The organism is Streptomyces sp. NPDC001889 (genome assembly GCF_053594535.1).
The window spans coordinates 90,731-109,302 of sequence record NZ_JBSFER010000007.1; the positions used below are offsets into that span (position 1 = coordinate 90,731).

Consider the following 18,572-nt stretch of genomic DNA (forward strand, 5'->3'; position numbering starts at 1 on the left):
ACCTTGTGAAGCGGAAGAGGGCGGTTGCCGCCGTGTCGTCTCAGTCCCCCAGTAACTCCAGTACTCCGACCGACCAAAGCGCGCAGGGCATCGATCCTGCCGCTGCCTTCGGCCCCAATGAGTGGCTCGTCGACGAGATCTACCAGCAGTACCTCCAGGATCCGAATTCGGTCGACCGAGCCTGGTGGGACTTCTTCGCCGACTACAAGCCCGGTGCCAAGAACACCGCCGCCACCGGGGCGGAACCCGCCGAGGGCACCCCCGCGGCGGCTCCCGTGACGCCGCAGGCCACAGCGCCCGCGACGCCCGCCCCCCGGGCGGCCGGCAATGGCGCGGGCCCCGCCGCGCCTCCTGCCGCTCCGGCCGCGGCTGCCCCGGCCGCTCCGGCCAAGGCCGCGCCCGCGCCGCAGGCCGCCGCTCCGGCGAAGCCCGCCGCGAAGGCGGCCCCCGCCCCGGCTGCCGCGCCCGCCGCGCCCGCGCCCAAGCCCGCCGCGAAGGCGGCCCCCGCCGCCGCCCCGGCCAAGGCGAGCGGCGAGGGCCCCGAGCTGGTGACCCTGCGCGGCCCCTCCGCCGCCGTGGCGAAGAACATGAACGCCTCGCTGGAGGTGCCCACGGCGACGTCCGTGCGCGCGGTCCCGGTGAAGCTGCTCTTCGACAACCGCATCGTCATCAACAACCACCTGAAGCGCGCCCGGGGCGGGAAGGTCTCCTTCACCCACCTCATCGGCTACGCCATGGTGCAGGCCCTCAAGGCCATGCCGGCGATGAACTACTCCTTCGCGGAGAAGGACGGCAAGCCGACCCTGGTCAAGCCGGAGCACGTCAACTTCGGCCTCGCCATCGACCTGGTGAAGCCCAACGGCGACCGCCAGCTCGTCGTCGCGGCGATCAAGAAGGCCGAGACGCTCAACTTCTTCGAGTTCTGGCAGGCGTACGAGGACATCGTCCGCCGCGCCCGCGGCAACAAGCTGACGATGGACGACTTCACCGGCGTCACCGTCTCGCTGACCAACCCCGGCGGCCTCGGCACGGTCCACTCCGTGCCCCGGCTGATGCCCGGCCAGTCGGTGATCATGGGCGTCGGCTCCATGGACTACCCCGCCGAGTTCCAGGGCACCTCCCAGGACACCCTGAACAAGCTGGGCATCGCCAAGGTCATGACGCTGACCTCGACCTACGACCACCGGGTCATCCAGGGCGCCGCCTCCGGCGAGTTCCTGCGGGTCGTGGCGAACTTCCTCCTCGGCGAGGAGGGCTTCTACGACGACATCTTCGAGGCGCTGCGGATTCCCTACGAGCCGGTCCGCTGGCTCAAGGACATCGACGCCTCGCACGACGACGACGTCACCAAGGCCGCCCGGGTCTTCGAGCTGATCCACTCCTACCGGGTGCGCGGCCATGTCATGGCCGACACGGACCCGCTGGAGTACCGCCAGCGCAAGCACCCCGACCTGGACATCACCGAGCACGGGCTCACCCTGTGGGATCTGGAGCGCGAGTTCGCCGTCGGCGGTTTCGCCGGCAAGTCGCTGATGAAGCTCCGCGATGTGCTCGGTGTGCTGCGCGACTCGTACTGCCGGACCACCGGTATCGAGTTCATGCACATCCAGGACCCCAAGCAGCGCAAGTGGATTCAGGACCGGGTGGAGCGCCCGCACTCGAAGCCCGAGCGCGAGGAGCAGCTGCGGATTCTGCGCAGGCTCAACGCCGCCGAGGCGTTCGAGACCTTCCTCCAGACGAAGTACGTCGGCCAGAAGCGGTTCTCGCTGGAGGGCGGCGAGTCCGTCATCCCGCTGCTCGACGCGGTCATCGACTCCGCCGCCGAGTCGCGCCTGGACGAGGTCGTCATCGGCATGGCCCACCGCGGCCGGCTCAATGTCCTGGCGAACATCGTCGGCAAGTCGTACGCGCAGATCTTCCGCGAGTTCGAGGGCAACCTCGACCCGAAGTCGATGCACGGCTCCGGCGATGTGAAGTACCACCTGGGCGCCGAGGGCACCTTCACCGGGCTCGACGGCGAGCAGATCAAGGTCTCGCTGGTCGCCAACCCCTCCCACCTGGAGGCGGTCGACCCGGTCCTGGAGGGTGTCTCCCGCGCCAAGCAGGACGTCATCAACAAGGGCGGTACGGACTTCACCGTCCTGCCGGTCGCCCTCCACGGCGACGCGGCCTTCGCCGGCCAGGGTGTCGTCGCCGAGACGCTGAACATGTCGCAGCTCCGGGGCTACCGCACCGGCGGCACCGTGCATGTCGTGATCAACAACCAGGTCGGCTTCACCGCCGCCCCGGAGTCGTCGCGCTCCTCCATGTACGCCACCGATGTGGCCCGCATGATCGAGGCGCCGATCTTCCATGTGAACGGTGACGACCCGGAGGCCTGCGTCCGGGTGGCGCGGCTCGCCTTCGAGTTCCGCCAGACGTTCAACAAGGACGTGGTGATCGACCTCATCTGCTACCGCCGCCGCGGTCACAACGAGGGCGACAACCCGCAGTTCACCAACCCGCAGATGGTCGCGCTGATCGACAAGAAGCGCTCGGTGCGCAAGCTGTACACCGAGTCGCTGATCGGCCGCGGCGACATCACCCTGGAAGAGGCGGAGCAGGCGCTCCAGGACTTCCAGGGGCAGCTGGAGAAGGTCTTCGCGGAGGTCCGCGAGGCCACCAGCCACCCGGCCCCCGCGCTGGTCCCGGACCCGCAGGCGGAGTTCCCGGTGGCGGTGACCACCGCGATCTCCCAGGAGATCGTGAAGCGGATCGCCGAGTCCCAGGTGAACATCCCGGACCATGTCACGGTGCACCCGCGGCTGATGCCGCAGATGCAGCGGCGCGCCGCCTCCGTGGAGGACGGCACCATCGACTGGGGCATGGGCGAGACGCTGGCCATCGGCTCCCTGCTGATGGAGGGCACTCCGGTCCGGCTCTCCGGCCAGGACACCCGGCGCGGCACCTTCGGCCAGCGCCACGCGGTCCTGGTCGACCAGGAGACCAACGAGGACTACACCCCGCTGCTCTACCTCACCGAGGAGCAGGCCCGCTACAACGTGTACGACTCGCTGCTCAGCGAGTACGCGGCGATGGGCTTCGAGTACGGCTACTCGCTGGCCCGGCCGGACGCGCTGGTCATGTGGGAGGCGCAGTTCGGTGACTTCGTGAACGGCGCGCAGACCGTGGTGGACGAGTTCATCTCGTCGGCCGAGCAGAAGTGGGGGCAGACCTCCGGGGTGACCCTGCTGCTGCCGCACGGGTACGAGGGCCAGGGCCCGGACCACAGCTCGGCGCGGCCCGAGCGGTTCCTCCAGATGTGCGCGCAGAACAACATGACGGTCGCGATGCCGACGCTGCCGTCGAACTACTTCCACCTGCTGCGCTGGCAGGTCCACAACCCGCACCACAAGCCGCTGATCGTCTTCACCCCGAAGTCGATGCTCCGGCTGAAGGCGGCGGCGTCGAAGGTGGACGAGTTCCTCACCGGCGGGTTCCGTCCGGTGATCGGTGACGAGTCGGTGGACCCGGCGGCCGTGCGGAAGGTCGTCTTCACCTCCGGCAAGGTCTACTACGACCTGGACGCCGAGCGGAAGAAGCGCGGTGTCACGGACACGGCGATCATCCGGCTGGAACGGCTGTACCCGCTGCCGGGGGCGGAGCTCCAGGCGGAGATCGCCAAGTTCCCGAACGCGGCGAAGTATCTGTGGGCGCAGGAGGAGCCGGCGAACCAGGGGGCGTGGCCGTTCATCGCGCTGAACCTGATCGACCATCTCGACCTGGCGGTCGGCGCGGATATTCCGCACGGGGAGAGGTTGCGGCGGATTTCGCGGCCGCATGGGTCGTCGCCGGCGGTGGGGTCGGCGAAGCGGCACCAGGCGGAGCAGCAGCAGCTCGTCGAAGAGGTCTTCGACGCCTGACCCGCTCCCCCTCGAAGGGCCGGCACCTGGTGGTGCCGGCCCTTCGTCCACCCCCGCCCCAACCAGGAGCCCCGAGGCACGAAATCCAGCGCCTCCGGCGATGGAGCCGCACCACCCCGGCCCTCCCGGCAACCTGCGCAACCCAAGCCCCTCCGGGGGCACCTCCCAGAGGCAGCTCTGGGGGAGATTGAGGAGCGGGGGTTCGGGGGCCGGCCCCCGACCGAGGCCCGCGGGATGCGGGGCCCTGTGGCACAGGGTCCGTCCTCGGCACATCACCCCAGAGGTCAGGACGAGGACTCCAGACGAGTGATCTCCTGGTGGATCAGGTCCGCCAGGGCCGGGTGGGCGGCGGGGTCCAGCAGGGCGAGCGTCGCACGGTGTTCCTCCAGGGCCCGCTCCGGCCCCGCCACCCCCTCCAGCCTCCCCGCCCTCACCCACTGCGCCGTCACCACCGCCTCCACCCACCCCGCGCGCCGCGCATACCCCACCCCCATCCGCAGCCGCGCGCCCGACCCGGTCCGCAGGCCCAGCAGCGCCGCCGCCAGCGCCCGGTACCACCAGGCGTACGCCGCCAGCTCCGGGTCGGCGGCTCCCCGCGCCGCCGCTCCCAGCAGCCAGTCGGCCTCCTGGAGGTCGGACGTCGTCTCCTCCGCGCGGAACCGCTCGATATGCGCCTGCCCGAGCAGCGCCCGGCGCAGGGGCAGCTCGGGATCGCCCGCCGCCGTCTCCGTGATCGCGGCACGCAGCAGCCGTACCGCCGTGCGGACATCGGCCGGCGCGTCCTTGTCCACCCCGCGCTCGGTGAGCTGACGCCCGAGCGCGGTGAGCACCGCCGCGCGCCCCGGGTCGGACCGGGGCAGCAGCGGCAGCGCCTCCGTCCAGGCGGCGATCGCCGAGTCCCGGTGGGTCCAGCTCCCGGTGGCCGCGTACCGCTGCTCCAGCAGCCCCGCCATCCGCAGCAGGATGTGCGCCCGGGTCTCCTCGTCCCGGTCGGCGGTGCGCCGGGCCTGGTCCAGGGCCTGGAGGATGCGCAGCCGGGTGTCGTCGTCGGGGTGCTCGTGCTGGAACTCGATGGCGTCGGCGTAGTCGAGCCAGGCGCCGCACAGCTCGCCCCGGTCGACGTCGTCCCAGTCGATCCCGTCGATCCCGGCGTGCAGATCGTCCCCGGCGCGTTCCGCGTACGCCCGGGAGGCGGCCGGGTCCTTCTCGCGGGGCTCGACGGGCCCCTCGCCCCGGTGGTGGCGGGCCAGCTCCAGCAGGAGCCCGCCGCGCAGCAGCAGCGCGGACTCGTGCCGCTCCCCGGCCCGCGTCCCGGGGGGCTCGTCGCCTGCGCCCTCGTCCAGGAGGAGCTGGACGGCGCCGACGGCGGTCTCCATCGCCCGGGTGAACCAGTCCCCGGGCGCGGCCGGCCCGCGCAGCGCGTGGGGCGCGCCGAGGACGGCGAGCCTGCGCAGCACCCGGACGCGGGTGGCGGCCGCGGTCACCCGCAGCGCGCCGGACGCGCCCGAAGCGGCGGCGGTGAGTTCGGCGAGACTGGTGTCGGCCGCCGACAGCAGCACGGCGGCGACGGGCCCGGGTTCGTCGCCCGCCTGCACCCACGCCCACTCGGGCACGAGCTTCGCGCTGAGCCGCCCGGCGGCGACATCCTCCGCCATCGCCTCCAGCACCCGCGCCAGGGTGAGCTGGGCCCGGGGCGGGCCGCCGGAGATCGCGTTCTGCGCGGCGTCCAGGGCCTCGGGCAGATCCTCCGGCAGCGGGCGCACCAGCCAGCGCCGGAGCAGGGCGTCGGCGAGTTCGTCGTAGAGGGAGGCCCGCCGGGTGGTGCGCCGCTCGGCCTGGGCGGCGAAGCCGAGGAGTCCGATCGCGGTGTCCAGGTCGCGCACGGTGCCGTGTTCGCCGAAGTGCGCCAGACAGACGCGGGCGCGGGCGGCGAGACCGGCCGGGCCCTCCGGCGGCAGCGGGCCCGGCATCGCGGTGGGCCGGGGGGTGCCGAGGCGGCGCAGTACCTGCGCGGAGACCTGGGCGAAGGGCCAGAGCCTGCGGCTCCCGGGGCTGCCGGGCACGGAGGGCCGGGGGTCGACCGAGCCGGCGAGGAAGGCGGCGGCGATGGCGGGGAAGTTCCGCGCGGTGCGGCCGTAGCGGGACTCGACGTACTCGGAGCAGTGCTTGAGCACCTGGGCGGCGCTGCCCGCGCCGAGCCGGCCGAGCAGTTCCTCCCGTACCCCGTCGAGGAAGGCGTAGGCGGGGCCGGGGTCGTCGCCCGGGTCGCCGGGGGCGGTGTCCTCGCGCCGGAGCAGTCCGCTGAGGAGCACCTCGGCGAGGACGTCGGGGCCGCTGCGGGTCAGCATGGCGCGCTGGACGAGCTGCATCACGGGCAGTGTCAGCGGTACGGCGGAGAGATGGACGGCGAGCTGGGCGGCGGCCGGTGAGGCGGTGCGGCGGAAGAGCCGGACCCGTTCGGCGGGGGTGAGCGGTGCCCCGTCGTGCCGGCGGGGCGGGGCGGCCGGGTGGCGGCGCAGGACGACGGCGCCCGCCGCGTTCAGGCTCTGGCCGGTGGCGCCGGCGATCAGCCGGGTCCAGGACTCGAAGGAGCCGGGGCGCAGGGCGAGCACCGGCACGGGCACTCCCCGGGTGATGGCCGCGCCCCGCTGCGGGGTGAACTCCAGCCGCCCGGCGGGCCCCTCGCGGCGCCGGAGCAGCCCGGGGCGCGCGGGCAGATGGGTGCGGTCCCACATCCGCTGGGGCAGCGGCTGGACGACGGCGACGGGCGCGGTCGACGCCCAGGTGTGGAGGAGCCGCTGCATCCGGCCGCTGCGCCACATCGGGCCCGCGCAGTCGCTGAGGACGAGGGTGAGCTGCCGTCCGGTGGGGTCGCCGAGCTGGGCGGGGACGGGACGGCCGGGGCGGACGCGGTGGACGGCGATCTCGCGGAAGGCCCCGGAGCGCTCGCAGACCTGGCGCAGCTCCTCCAGGGCTCCGTCCCAAACCGCGTTGGAGCTGGACTCGTCCATGACGAGGGCGAGCCGGGCCTCGCGGCGGCGGGCGCCGGTGAGGACGGGGACGACGATCCCGGTGTCGGCGGCGTGGTCGGCGGTGGCGGTCTCGTCGAGTTCGCGGCGGACGGGGCGCATGGGCGGGTGGTAGCGCTGGAGGGGGCGGAGCGAGCGCTCCAGGGCGGGGGCGTCGGGCAGGGCGGCGGGCACGGGCACGGGGACGCGGCGCAGTCCGCCGCCGGGGAGCAGCCCGCCGGGGCCGGCCGAGCGGGCGGGTGCGTAGAGCCCGATCCGGGCGCGGGGGGCGGGCAGGGCGGGGTGGGCGGGGGCGAGCGGGGGTTCGGGTCCGGTGGCGAGGGCGGGTTCGGTGTCGGCGGGCGGGCCGTCGGCCGGGTCCGGGGGCGGTGGGCCGGGCGGCGGGGCCGGGGGTGCGTACCGCGCGAGCCAGAGGGCGTCGGCCAGCTCCTCGGCGGTGGGGTCGAGTTCGGCCTCGCGCAGCCGCCGGACGAGGGCGGTCAGGGGTGCGGCCGGGGCCCGCTGAGGCGGGGGCGGGGGCGGCACCGGGTCACCGCTGCCGGGTGTCGAGGGGACGCATCAGCAGTCCGGCGATCTCCTCGCGGCGGGCCGGGTCCCTGCGCACGGTGTGCTGGGTGAGGTAGATGGCGTTGAGGAGCTGATCGGTGGGGCGGAGTTCGCCGTCGCCGTCCTCGCTGGTGAACCGGCCGATCAGATCGAGGTTCCCTTCGTCGGCGCCCGCGCCGAAGTGGGCCTGGACCATCGCGGCGAGCCGTTCGTCGCGCGGCGGGTCGAGGTGGAGGTGGATGCAGCGGCGGAGCAGCGGGGCGGGGAAGTCGCGTTCGCCGTTGCTGGTCATCACCACGAAGGGGAAGGCGTGGCAGCGCACCCGGCCGCCGCGCACCGGCACCCGGCGGCCGTCGTGGGTGAGGACGCGGACCTCGGCGTGGCCGGGCCGGTCGGCGGTGCGCTCCAGTTCGGGGAGGGCGAACTCGCCCTCCTCGACGACGTTCAGCAGATCGTTGGGGAGGTCGATGTCGCTCTTGTCGAGTTCGTCGATGAGCAGGACCCGGGGCCGCTCGGTGGGCAGCAGCGCGGTGCCCAGCGGCCCGAGTCTGATGTACCGGCCGATGTCGTCGGGCTCGCGCTGCTCGCGCTCGGCGAGCTGGGCGTCCTGGAGGCGGCCGATGGCGTCGTAGGTGTAGAGGCCGTCCTTCAGCTCGGTGCGGCTGACGACGGGCCACTGGAGGACCCGGCCGAGGCCGAGTTCGTACGCGACGGAGTGGGCGAGGGTGGACTTGCCGGAGCCGGGTTCGCCGGTGACGAGGAGGGGGCGCCGCAGGTAGAGGGCGGCGTTGATGAGTTCGAGGGCTCGGGCGTCCTGGGCGGGCGGGGCGCCGACGCGGGCGCCGAGTCTGCGGGTGGAGGAGGCGTCGATGGGGGGCGCGGGGTCGGGCAGCGGCTCCCCGGAGAAGACGCGCCAGGGCGGGGGCGGCGGGAGGGTGCGGATGCGGTCGGGGTCCGGCGCTCCGGCGCCCCGGTAGATCAGCCAGTCGTCCATCGCTCGCTCCTCAGTGACGGCCGGGTGGACCGGTGGCGGGCAACGCCGGATATGTACCCACGGCTCCGGGCTCCCAATGGCCCGGGCGGCGGTCTCTCGTCCGCCGCCCGGTGCGCGGGGGCGGCGGTCCGGCGGGATTCCCGGAGATCCGCATCCGGAATGGCCGCCTCATGGGGAGTCCACCGGTCCGCCGGTGTCGGTGGGGAGCGGGCGGCCCGGGTCGTCGTAGAGCAGGGCCACGCCCTCCGCCCAGTGGCCCCCGTTGTGCGATCCGCTGATGTCGTCCCTGACCCGGCGGAGGCGGTCGGGGAGTTCCAGGACATCGGCCGCCTGTTCGAGGAAGCGGGCGGCGCCGTCGTGGAGCCGCTCGCAGAAGTCGGTGCAGCCGTGGTCGGGGTGGCCGTCGGTGTGCCAGAGGACCACCCCGTGCCCGGCGTCCAGGGCGAGGCCGATGGCCCGGCGGCCGACGCCCCGGCTCGCGGGGCGGCAGAGCACCGGCACCGCCGACGCCCCGGTGTCCTCGAAGTGGCGGGCCCGGGGGACCTGCGACAACGGGGGCGTGCGCAGCGCGGTGAGCGCCCCCGCGCGCTCCATCGCCCGCCATCGGCGGACCCGTACGGGATCGGGTGCGCCGCGACGGGCGATATCGCGGAGGACCACCATCCGGCGTACACCCACATACGCCGCGTGGTGCAGCCGCGCCATCTCGGTGAGCTGCCAGCGGTGGACGGCCGTGTCGAAGTGGTCGACGGGAAGGGCGACCTCCAGCGGGGCGGGCGCGCCGGGGGCGTCGACGGAGGAGAAGACCTCGGCGAGCGGTCCGCGCAGCCGCCGGACGAGCCGGTCGGGCGGGGTGCCGTCGCCGGTCTGCTCCTCGTGGAGGGGTTCGTTGAGGTCGTGGCCGTCGTCGACGCGGATGCGCCAGTAGAAGCGGGGGGCGGCCGTGTGGATCACGGGTTCCAGCTCGACGATGACGACGGCGGAGCCGTCGGCGGGCCGGGGGTAGCGGACGACGGCCCGCCCGCCGGGACCGCCGCCCGGCACCGCGGGCGGGACCAGCCCGGGCGGCAGGGTGGCCTGGGTGACCACGGTGTGCACGATCGGCGGCACCTCCCGGAGCCGGCGGGCCACCCAGCCCGCGAGGGCGGCGGGTTCGCCGCCGCGGGTCCGCTCGTACTCCACGACGAGCTGGAGGTAGTGCAGGGCCGCGATGGCGGCGACCGGCTGCCCCGCCTCGTAGAGCAGTCCATGGCCGTCGCGCCAGGCGTGGGGGAGCAGCTGGCCGGGGGGTGCGGCGATCCCGCCGCGGGCCTTGCGGGCCAGCTCGGCGACGGGCCGGATGCCCTCGGGCGGCGGCACCGAGGCCAGCAGGGCGAGCGCCGCCCGCCGGTCCCGGGGGCTCCACTGGTCGCCGCCGGTGTGCACGCCCGCGCCGGGCAACTGGTGCTGGCGCTCGGTCCAGTGGTGCCCTCCGACGGTCGGGGTACGGCCGTGCCAGCCGTCGTGGGCGGCCATCAGCACCTGGTAGGCGGGGCCGAAGCGGCGCAGGGCGGTGCAGGCGACGGCCGTCCCGCCGTCGCGCCCGGTGCGCCGGGACTTGAGGACGCCGATGACGGCACCGGTGTGGGCGTCGAGCACCGGAGACCCGGAGCCGCCCTTGGGGAACTCGGCCTCCGGCCGGAAGCGGAGGCCGTAGTCGTCGTCGAAGCCGTTGATCCGGGCGGCGGCCTGCCAGCGGACCGCGCGCCGGTCCTCGTCGGGGCGGTAGCCCTGGACGATGCCGCGCCCGCCGGGGTGGTCGGTCCGGTCGGTCAGCCAGACGCACTCGTGCGCGGCGCCGTCCGCGGCCACCCGGACCAGGGCGAGGTCCTGTTCCACCGGGATGCGCTGCTCGGGGCGGGGGTCGCCGTCGAGCAGCCAGTGGCCGAGCCGGGCTTCGAGGGGCGCGCCGCCGTTGACCTCGCTGCCGCTGACGGAGAAGACCCGGGTCCGGTCGGACCTCAGATGGGGCGCGAGGACATGGGCGCAGGTCAGCACCCAGCCGGGGGCGACGAAGAAGCCGGTGCCCCACAGCCCCGGCTCGTCGGGGCGGGCGGAGTGGAGGCGGACGGTGGCGGCGCGGGCGAGGGCCTCGATGACGGCGTCGGATTCGCTCACGGCGGGAACTCCGGTGCCGCGGGCGTGCCGGGGCGGCGCCAGACCAGGGTGACATGGACGGACGCCTTGGTCTCGCCCGCCGCGAGAACGGCGAGGACGGCGCCGGACTTCGCGGTCAGCTCGATCCCGAAGGAGACGCTCGCCTCGTCGGGCCCGGCGGCGGAGGCCGCGTCCAGGACGGCGGCGCCCACGCCCCGGATCAGCTCGTCGAGCTGCCGCACCCGGGCGGCGGCCCGCTCGGCGACGCCGACGTCCTCGTCGTCCTCGCCGTATCCCCCGCCGGCGGGGGTGAGCCGGGCGTGCACCACGGCACCCCCGGGGAGCTCGATCCGCTGGACGTGTCCGCTCACGGATTCCCCCGCCCTCGGGTGCCCGCCTCCGCTGTCGGCGGCGGGCTACCCAGTACGTACCCGCGACCGGGCCCGCTTCGAACGGCGACGGAGGCAATGGCGCGTTCCGGTCCGCCCGGTTGCCGGGCGGGAGGGGGGCGCGCCGTAGGCTGGGGAGGTAGTCCCCCATCCGTCCCGGGAGCATGTTGTGTACTTCACCGATCGCGGCATCGAGGAGCTGGAGAAGCGGCGTGGCGAGGAGGAGGTCTCCTTCGAGTGGCTCGCCGAGCAGCTCCGCACGTTCGTGGATCTGAATCCCGACTTCGAGGTGCCGGTGGAGCGGCTGGCGACGTGGTTGGCGCGTCTGGACGACGAGGACGACGAAGAGGACTGACCCTCCCCACCCGGCGCGTCCCGCGCCACAGGGAGCCCGGGCAAAACCCAGCCCGTCCGGGGGCACCTCCCAGAGGCGGCTCCGGGGGGGGCTTGAGGACGGCCCCCGCACCACAGGCAACCCGCACCCCGCGGGCCACGGTCGGGGGCCGGCCCCCGAACCCCCGCGCCTCAAACGCCGGCGAGGCTTGAGTTGCTCAGGTCACCGACGGGGCTGGGGTGACGCGGCTCAACCGCCGACGGGGATGGAGTGGTGCGGCTCAGCTCGCCGGTGAGGCTGGGCTTGACCAGCCCGTCCGGCGATTGAGGACGGACCCTGTGCCACAGGCAACCCGCACAATCTCAGCCCGTCCCGCCCCACAGGCCCCCGCAGGCACCACCCTCCCCACCCTACGAACCCCCCCAAACCCCCCCACGAAAAGCACCAACCCCATTGGCGACGAGCACCACCCCCGCAGCCACCCACCCCGGACTCCTCCGAACCACCCCGTAGACCCCGATCGGCACCCCCACGGCCAGCTGCACCGCCCCCAGCGTCCTGGCGCGGTCCTCCCGGTCCCGCAGCCAGTGGTCCAGCCCCTCCTCCACGGCCTGGAACTCCGCCCGCACGGCGTCGCGCCACCCCGCCCACTCCACGGTCTCCGCGCCGAGCGCCCGGGCGGTCGCCCGGAGTCTCCCGCCCGGTTCGCCGGGGAGGAGCCCGGGCGGCAGCCGCAGCCCCGCCCTGCTGAGCACCGCCACCAGACCCAGCAGCCGGGCGCGGGCGTCGGCCTCGCCGTCGGGCCGGGTGAGAGGGTCCAGGGACTGCACGTCCAGCACGGGGTCGAGCCCGAGACGCGCGGCGAAGGTGTGCATCGCCTCCGCCTCGCCGACCGGGGTACCGTCCGTGAGCCAGACGTACCCGACGGGCCGCCGGAATCCGGAGGCGAGGGTGAACCCGGCGCGGTCCGCGTCCCACCACAGGGCCAGCACCGGCCGGTTGGTGGCGACGGCGACGGCGGACGCCCATCCGCCGAGCACCCGGTCCACCGGCTCCGCGGCCTCCCGCCAGGGCCGTCCCTCGGGGACGAGAACACTCCAGTCGTCCCCCGCCGGGGCGAGCAGCTGCTGCTCACGCAGGAGGTGGGCCGCGGGCCGTACGGAGGAGGGCTCGGCCCGGCAGAGCAGCAGCGCGCCCACGGGTGTCGCGTTCATGAGCCTCACGCTAGGGCAGTTTGCCCCTGTATGGCGCCTTTTGGTCACTCCATCGCGGCCGGCCGGGCCCTTGACACCACCCACTCGCGATATATCGTATTGCCCATGAGACGCGATATGTTGCGTCCCGTGAATCCGTCGGGTCCGGCCGGAAGGGCTGCGTGATGACAGAGTCGACGTGGGAGGTCACCGAGCCCGGGAAGCTCACCTTCGACGAACCGGTAACGGCACTGCCGGCAGTGACGGCACTCCGAGTGCGGGTCGTCAGCGGCACGGTGAACGTGGTGGGCACGGACGAGGGCCCCGCCCGCCTGGAGGTCTCCCGCCTCCAGGGCCCCCCGCTGATCGTGACGCGGAAGGGCGGCGCGCTGGGCGTGACCCATGGCGAGCTGCCCTGGAAGGAGTGGACGAAGCTGCTCGACCGCGCGGAGTGGCGGCGCGAGGCGACCGTCACGCTGACGGTCCCCTCCTCGTGGGCCGTGGAGATCCACGCGGTGGGCGCCGGAGTGGTGGTCTCCGGTATCCGCGGCCGGACCTCCGTCCGCAGCGTCAGCGGTGACGCCACGCTGATGGGGCTGTCCGGCGAGGTCAGCGCCGAGACGGTGTCGGGGAACGTGGAGGCCCAGTCGGTGACCGGCGGGCTGCGCTGCCATTCGGTGTCGGGGGATCTCACCGTGATGGAGGGCGGGGTGGGCTCGCGGGTGCGGGCCGAGTCGCTCACCGGGGACATGCTGATCGATCTCGCCGCCGACGGCGCGCCGGGCGCCCCCGCGGACATCAGGCTGACCACGGTCTCCGGCGAGGTCGCCGTCCGGCTGCCGCACCCGGCGGACGCCCGGGTGGAGGCGAACACGGCCAGCGGCTCGCTGTCGAACGCCTTCGACAGCCTGAAGGTCAGCGGCACCTGGGGTTCCAAGCGGCTCACCGGGCGGCTGGGCGCGGGCACGGGCACCCTGCGGGCCACGACCGTCTCCGGCTCGATCGCCCTGCTGCGCAGGCCCCCGGCCGAGGACCCCGGCACCCCGGGACCCTCCGACGACGCCCCGGGCCCCGCCCCGGCGCCGGACGGCGACTCCCCCGACACACCCGGCACAGCCGGACCGGCCGGTCCGGCCGACCCCGCCGGCCCTTCCGGAAAGGTGCTCTGACCATGCCTCCCGTATTCGCGCACGGCCGGCTGCGGCTGTATCTGCTGAAGCTTCTGGACGAGGCCCCCCGCCATGGGTACGAGGTCATCCGGCTGCTGGAGGAGCGCTTCCACGGTCTGTACGCGCCCTCCGCCGGCACGGTCTACCCCCGGCTGGCCAAGCTGGAGGCCGAGGGCCTGGTCACCCATGCCACCGAGGGGGGCCGCAAGGTCTACTCGATCACCGAAGCGGGCCGGGCGGAGCTGGCCGGGCGCGGCGGCGAGCTGGCCGATCTGGAGCTGGAGATCCGCGAGTCGGTCTCCGAACTGGCGGCGGAGATCCGCGACGACGTGCGCGGCGCGGCGGGCAAGCTGCGCAGCGAGATGCGGGCCGCGGCGGACCGGACCCGGACCTCCCCGGGCGCGGAGAAGGCGGAGAAGGAGGAGTGGCGCAAGGTCACCCACGAGTGGCAGGAGCAGGCCCGCCGCGCCAGGGAGGACGCCCAGCAGGCGCGCCGCCAGGCCAGGGAGGCGCAGGAGAAGGCGCGGCACGAGATGCAGCGGATCGCCAAGCAGGTGCAGGACCAGGTGCAGGGGCACTTCACCCGGGGCGACTGGCCGACCGGGCTCCGCGAGGGGCTCTCCGATCTGACGGAGCGGCTCTCCGGTCTGACGAGGACACCGCCGCCGCCCGCTCGGGACGCCCCCGCCGCCCCCGGGGCGGGCCCGGCACCCGGAGCGGCCGGAACAACCCCCGCGCACGGTTGGCCCGGTGAGGAGCCGCCGCCCACCGGCGACCCGGCCCGCGATCTGGACCGGCTGCTGGACCGCTTCCGCGACGACATCCGCGACGCGGCCCGTGACCACGGCGTCACCGAGGCCCGGCTCGACGAAGCGCGCCGCCGGCTGGCCACGGCGGCCGAGGACATCCTCGGGGCGCTGCTCAAGCCCGAGGGCCGACCCGAGGGCCGATAGCGGCCCGGACGTGCGCGCGCACCGGCCACCGGGGCCGGCCCGCGCGCACGGCGGCGCGGGGCCCGGGCCGTCTCGCTACCGCTCCCCGCCCCCTTCCCCGTACAGCGCGCGCCGTACGGCCTCATGGGTGGCGCCGTGGTCGGCGAGCGTCTCCGCGACCACACCGGGCCGGGCGGTGAGGGCCAGCAGCAGATGTTCGCCGCCGACGCGGCGGTCGCCCCGGCCGGTGGCCATCCGCAGGGAGCACGTCAGGACGTCCTTGGCCTCGGGGGTGAAGGGGCTGTTCCACCAGCGCCTGGCGCGCTTCGGCGGCCGGAGCGCGCCGGGGCCGTGGGCCCGCTCCACCCGGGAGACGATCTCGCCGATGTCGATACCGAGGCCGGCCAGCGCCTCCGTGTCGGAGCGGGAGAGACCCGCCCGCCCCCTGGCCTCCGCGAGCGCGCGCTCCAGGGAGGAGCGCCGGTCCAGGACACCGAGGGCGGAGAAGGCGAAGGACACCCGGGTTCCCGGCTGTTCGAGCATCGCCAGCAGCAGATGCTCCTCGGTGACCTCGCCCGCACCGGTCCTTTCGGAGACCGCAACCGACCCCTTGACCGCGTCCCGGGCGTCCTGGGTGAACCGTTCGAACATCACTGCCTCCCGTACTTCTTGTGCACGGCCTGCCGGCTGACTCCCAGTTCGGCCGCGATCTCCTGCCACGACCAGCCCTGACCACGGGCACTGCGCACCTGGACCGCTTCGAGCCGTTCGAGAAGCCGGCGCAGGGCGGCGACAGCGCGCAGCCCGACCCTCGGGTCGCGGTCACCCGCCCGCGCGGCGAGATCCGTTGCCTCAGTCATGGGTGTCAACTTACATTGACACCCATGACTCGTCAACCAGAGTTGACATCCGGCGGGAGGCTCAGGGCGTCAGCACCACCTTCCCGAACAGCCCCCCGCCCGCCATCCGCTCGAACCCGTCCCGGGCCCGCTCCAGCGGCAGCACCTCGTCGATCACCGGCCGCACCCCGGTCGCCGCGCAGAACGAGAGCAGATCGGCCAGCTCGTCCCGGGAGCCCATGGTCGAGCCCACCACCTTCAGCTCCAGGAAGAAGATCCGGGTCAGCTCCGCGTGCGAGGGCCGGTCGCCGCTGGTCGCGCCGGAGATCACCAGGGTGCCGCCGGGCCGCAGCGACTTGACCGAGTGCGACCAGGTCGCCGCGCCGACGGTCTCGATCACCGCGTCCACCCGGCGGGGCAGCCGCTCCCCCGGCGCGTACACACCCTCGGCGCCGAGCCCGAGCGCCCGCTCCCGCTTGGCCTCGTCGCGGCTGGTGGCGTACATCCGCAGTCCGGCCGCCTTCCCGAGCACGATCGCGGCGGTCGCCACTCCCCCGCCGGCGCCCTGCACCAGCACGGTGTCACCGGGGCGCACCCCGGCGTTGGTGAAGAGCATCCGGTACGCGGTGAGCCAGGCCGTGGGCAGACAGGCGGCCTCCTCGAAGGACAGCTCCGCCGGCTTGGGCAGCACATTCCAGGACGGTACGGAGACCTGCTCGGCGAAGGTGCCCTGGTAGCGCTCGGTGAGGATGGAGCGCGGCTCGTCCGGGCCGACCCCGTGCCCGGTCTGGCCGATCACGGAGTGCACCACCACCTCGTTGCCGTCCGGGTCGGTGCCCGAGGCGTCACAGCCGAGGATCATCGGCAGCCGCTCCGCGGGGAGGCCGACACCCCGCAGGGACCAGAGGTCGTGGTGGTTGAGGGAGGCGGCCCGGACGGTGACGGTGGTCCAGCCGGGGCGGTCCGGCGGGGCCGGGCGCTCGCCCAGCTCCAGGCCGTCGAGGGGGGCGTCGGGGTCGATGCGTGCGGCGTAGGCGGCGAACATGTCCCGCACCCTAGATCCGGACCGCCGGTGACGGAACGGCGCCGGGGTGTGACACACACCGCGCCCCCGGTACGGACTCCGGGCCCGGCCCCCGCACCGCGCCCCCGGCAGTGGCCCCCGGACCCGCCACGCCGTACCCCGCACCCGGAAGCGGCTCCCGGACCCGCAACCCCGCACCCCGCACCCGGAAGCGGCTCCCGGACCCGCAACCCCGCACCCGGGCAAGGCCCCGGAAGGACTCCGGCAAGGCCCCCGCGCGCCCCACGCAGCGCGGGCCCGCCCCCAAGGGCGGGCCCGCAACCTGTCCACGGCAGGACGACGCGTCAGCGCCGGGCGACACCCTCCGCACGGGCCGCCGCCGCGACGGCCGCCGTCACGGCCGGGGCCACCCGCTCGTCGAAGGGCGAGGGGATGACATAGTCCGCCGCCAGCTCGTCGCCGACCACATCGGCCAGCGCGTTCGCCGCCGCGATCTTCATCCCCTCGGTGATCCGGGAGGCCCGCACCTGGAGCGCGCCCGCGAAGATCCCCGGGAACGCCAGGACGTTGTTGATCTGGTTCGGGAAGTCGCTGCGGCCCGTGGCCACCACCGCCGCGTACTTGTGCGCGATGTCCGGGTGGACCTCGGGGGTCGGGTTGGCCATGGCGAAGACCAGCGCGCCCGGGGCCATGGAGGCGACGGCCTCCTCCGGCACGGTGCCTCCGGAGACCCCGATGAACACATCCGCGCCGGCCAGCGCGGACTCCAGCGAGCCGGAGAGACCGGCCCGGTTGGTCAGCTCCGCCACCTCGCGCTTGACCGGGGTCAGATCGTCGCGGTCACGGCTGACGATGCCCTTCCGGTCACTGAGCGCCACATCGCCGAGCCCCGCCTCCAGCAGGAACTTCGCGATCGCGACCCCGGCCGCGCCCGCGCCCGAGATCACCGCGCGCAGATCGCCGAGGCCCCGGCCGGTCAGCCGCGCGGCGTTGCGCAGGGCCGCCAGCGTCACCACGGCCGTGCCGTGCTGGTCGTCGTGGAAGACCGGGATGTCCAGCCGCTCCTGGAGCCTGCGCTCGATCTCGAAGCAGCGCGGCGCGGAGATGTCCTCCAGATTCACCCCACCGAAGGAGGGGGCGAGCCGCACCACCGTCTCGACGATCTCGTCCGTGTCGGTGGTGGCGAGCGCGATCGGCACCGCGTCCACGCCGCCGAACTGCTTGAAGAGGATGGCCTTCCCCTCCATCACCGGAAGCGATGCCTCCGGTCCGATGTCGCCCAGTCCGAGCACCGCGGTCCCGTCGGTGACGACGGCGACGACCTGCGACTTCCAGGTGTAGTCGTGGACCAGTTCCGGCTGCTCGGCGATCGCGCTGCACACCCGGGCGACACCGGGTGTGTACGCGAGGGACAGGTCGTCCTTGTTGCGCACCGGCACAGTCGCCTGGACGGCCATCTTGCCGCCCCGGTGGAGCGCGAAGGCCGGATCGAAGGGCTCCGCCGGAGCGCTCTCCGTGCCTCCGTCGGTCTCGCCGTCCTGGTCGCTGCGCGAATTGACGATCTCCGCTGCCATTGGTTGACCCCTTAGGTCTTCATCAGTTGAGGGTTGCCACTCCTGGTTGAGGAGGGGTGGGCGGGCACCGTGTCCATGCCCCGCTCCGACGGCCTGCCGCCCGCGGGGAGGTGCTGTGAACACGCGGGCACGCCGCACACGCGCCCTGAGCCCCGGATGAGGGGTGTAAGGGTCCTTCTTACCCGACGGGGCCCGCCGGAGACGAGTCGATATCCCGATACGGACATAACTCATCTCTGATTTCAGGACACGTCGGCTACGTGCCCTTTATCTGCTCCGTGAGCCTCCGCCGACCGGAGAACTTCCGGCCAGAAGGACGTACTCCCGCGAATGGTCCGGCGCTGCCTGACCGGTTCACGGTGGTCGGGGGTGTCCCGTTACCCGATTTTGACATGCACGGCCCCCTGATTGGGCTGGTCCGAATGGCAAGATGCCGAAAACACACCAGGTCGTGTCACTCGACGACGAGGACACGATCGGGATACGACCACGAAATGGCAGCTCTCTGACA

13 protein-coding genes are annotated in these 18,572 nt (G+C 74.0%); 4 read left to right on the plus strand and 9 right to left on the minus strand.

The window, feature by feature from the left end; genetic code table 11:
* Window positions 1-32: 32 nt before the first annotated feature.
* Window positions 33-3,902 carry a multifunctional oxoglutarate decarboxylase/oxoglutarate dehydrogenase thiamine pyrophosphate-binding subunit/dihydrolipoyllysine-residue succinyltransferase subunit gene (locus ACWCRA_RS09435; protein WP_451067180.1) on the plus strand — a complete coding sequence of 1,290 codons (3,870 nt, stop codon included), beginning with the start codon at window positions 33-35 and terminating at the stop codon, window positions 3,900-3,902.
* A gap of 284 nt (window positions 3,903-4,186) precedes the next feature.
* On the opposite strand, the gene ACWCRA_RS09440 is transcribed toward ACWCRA_RS09435, so the two are convergent.
* The 4 genes from ACWCRA_RS09440 to ACWCRA_RS09455 form a co-directional block, all read right to left on the minus strand.
* Window positions 4,187-7,456, minus strand: coding sequence for an SAV_2336 N-terminal domain-related protein (locus tag ACWCRA_RS09440; protein ID WP_451067181.1), 3,270 nt, complete (start codon window positions 7,454-7,456; stop codon window positions 4,187-4,189).
* A 4-nt stretch (window positions 7,457-7,460) separates the two neighbouring features.
* On the minus strand, window positions 7,461-8,471 hold the full coding sequence (locus ACWCRA_RS09445; RefSeq protein ID WP_351549234.1) for an AAA family ATPase: 1,011 nt from the start codon (window positions 8,469-8,471) through the stop codon (window positions 7,461-7,463).
* 168 nt (window positions 8,472-8,639) lie between these two features.
* Window positions 8,640-10,628, minus strand: coding sequence for a VMAP-C domain-containing protein (locus ACWCRA_RS09450; RefSeq protein ID WP_451067182.1), 1,989 nt, complete (start codon window positions 10,626-10,628; stop codon window positions 8,640-8,642).
* Window positions 10,625-10,978: a CU044_2847 family protein gene (locus ACWCRA_RS09455; RefSeq protein WP_351549228.1), complete on the minus strand. Its 354-nt coding sequence runs from the start codon at window positions 10,976-10,978 to the stop codon at window positions 10,625-10,627. The genes ACWCRA_RS09450 and ACWCRA_RS09455 overlap by 4 nt, the downstream gene beginning before the upstream one ends.
* 187 nt (window positions 10,979-11,165) lie before the next feature.
* On the opposite strand from ACWCRA_RS09455, the gene ACWCRA_RS09460 reads away from it, so the two are divergent.
* Window positions 11,166-11,351 (plus strand): DUF6104 family protein, encoded by a 186-nt coding sequence (locus ACWCRA_RS09460; RefSeq protein WP_351549225.1) that lies wholly within the window; start codon window positions 11,166-11,168, stop codon window positions 11,349-11,351.
* A gap of 389 nt (window positions 11,352-11,740) precedes the next feature.
* Here ACWCRA_RS09460 and ACWCRA_RS09465 read toward each other — a convergent pair whose 3' ends face one another.
* Entirely contained in the window at window positions 11,741-12,544 is an 804-nt protein-coding gene (locus ACWCRA_RS09465; protein WP_351549223.1) for a hypothetical protein, read from the minus strand.
* Window positions 12,545-12,708: 164 nt separating this feature from the next.
* On the opposite strand from ACWCRA_RS09465, the gene ACWCRA_RS09470 reads away from it, so the two are divergent.
* On the plus strand, window positions 12,709-13,692 hold the full coding sequence (locus ACWCRA_RS09470) for a DUF4097 family beta strand repeat-containing protein (protein ID WP_451067183.1): 984 nt from the start codon (window positions 12,709-12,711) through the stop codon (window positions 13,690-13,692).
* Between the two features lie 2 nt (window positions 13,693-13,694).
* On the plus strand, window positions 13,695-14,645 hold the full coding sequence (locus ACWCRA_RS09475; protein ID WP_451067184.1) for a helix-turn-helix transcriptional regulator: 951 nt from the start codon (window positions 13,695-13,697) through the stop codon (window positions 14,643-14,645).
* A 75-nt stretch (window positions 14,646-14,720) separates the two neighbouring features.
* On the opposite strand, the gene ACWCRA_RS09480 is transcribed toward ACWCRA_RS09475, so the two are convergent.
* From ACWCRA_RS09480 to ACWCRA_RS09495, 4 genes are all read right to left on the minus strand, one after another.
* Window positions 14,721-15,275: a Clp protease N-terminal domain-containing protein gene (locus tag ACWCRA_RS09480; protein ID WP_351549215.1), complete on the minus strand. Its 555-nt coding sequence runs from the start codon at window positions 15,273-15,275 to the stop codon at window positions 14,721-14,723.
* Window positions 15,275-15,484 (minus strand): helix-turn-helix domain-containing protein, encoded by a 210-nt coding sequence (locus tag ACWCRA_RS09485; protein WP_351549212.1) that lies wholly within the window; start codon window positions 15,482-15,484, stop codon window positions 15,275-15,277. Before ACWCRA_RS09485 ends, ACWCRA_RS09480 begins: the two co-directional genes overlap by 1 nt.
* 61 nt (window positions 15,485-15,545) lie before the next feature.
* Window positions 15,546-16,508 carry a zinc-binding dehydrogenase gene (locus tag ACWCRA_RS09490; RefSeq protein WP_451067185.1) on the minus strand — a complete coding sequence of 321 codons (963 nt, stop codon included), beginning with the start codon at window positions 16,506-16,508 and terminating at the stop codon, window positions 15,546-15,548.
* Window positions 16,509-16,831: 323 nt separating this feature from the next.
* Window positions 16,832-18,061 (minus strand): NAD(P)-dependent malic enzyme, encoded by a 1,230-nt coding sequence (locus tag ACWCRA_RS09495; protein ID WP_351549208.1) that lies wholly within the window; start codon window positions 18,059-18,061, stop codon window positions 16,832-16,834.
* Window positions 18,062-18,572 lie beyond the last annotated feature (511 nt).

What these genes read in the sequence shown, in the direction of transcription:
- ACWCRA_RS09495 (WP_351549208.1), bottom strand. Translation starts at nt 18,061, where the DNA reads ATGGCAGCGGAGATCGTCAATTCGCGCAGCGACCAGGACGGCGAGACC.
- ACWCRA_RS09475 (WP_451067184.1), top strand. Translation starts at nt 13,695, where the DNA reads ATGCCTCCCGTATTCGCGCACGGCCGGCTGCGGCTGTATCTGCTGAAG.
- ACWCRA_RS09480 (WP_351549215.1), bottom strand. Translation starts at nt 15,275, where the DNA reads ATGTTCGAACGGTTCACCCAGGACGCCCGGGACGCGGTCAAGGGGTCG.
- ACWCRA_RS09470 (WP_451067183.1), top strand. Translation starts at nt 12,709, where the DNA reads ATGACAGAGTCGACGTGGGAGGTCACCGAGCCCGGGAAGCTCACCTTC.
- ACWCRA_RS09465 (WP_351549223.1), bottom strand. Translation starts at nt 12,544, where the DNA reads ATGAACGCGACACCCGTGGGCGCGCTGCTGCTCTGCCGGGCCGAGCCC.
- ACWCRA_RS09485 (WP_351549212.1), bottom strand. Translation starts at nt 15,484, where the DNA reads ATGACTGAGGCAACGGATCTCGCCGCGCGGGCGGGTGACCGCGACCCG.
- ACWCRA_RS09445 (WP_351549234.1), bottom strand. Translation starts at nt 8,471, where the DNA reads ATGGACGACTGGCTGATCTACCGGGGCGCCGGAGCGCCGGACCCCGAC.
- ACWCRA_RS09490 (WP_451067185.1), bottom strand. Translation starts at nt 16,508, where the DNA reads ATGTTCGCCGCCTACGCCGCACGCATCGACCCCGACGCCCCCCTCGAC.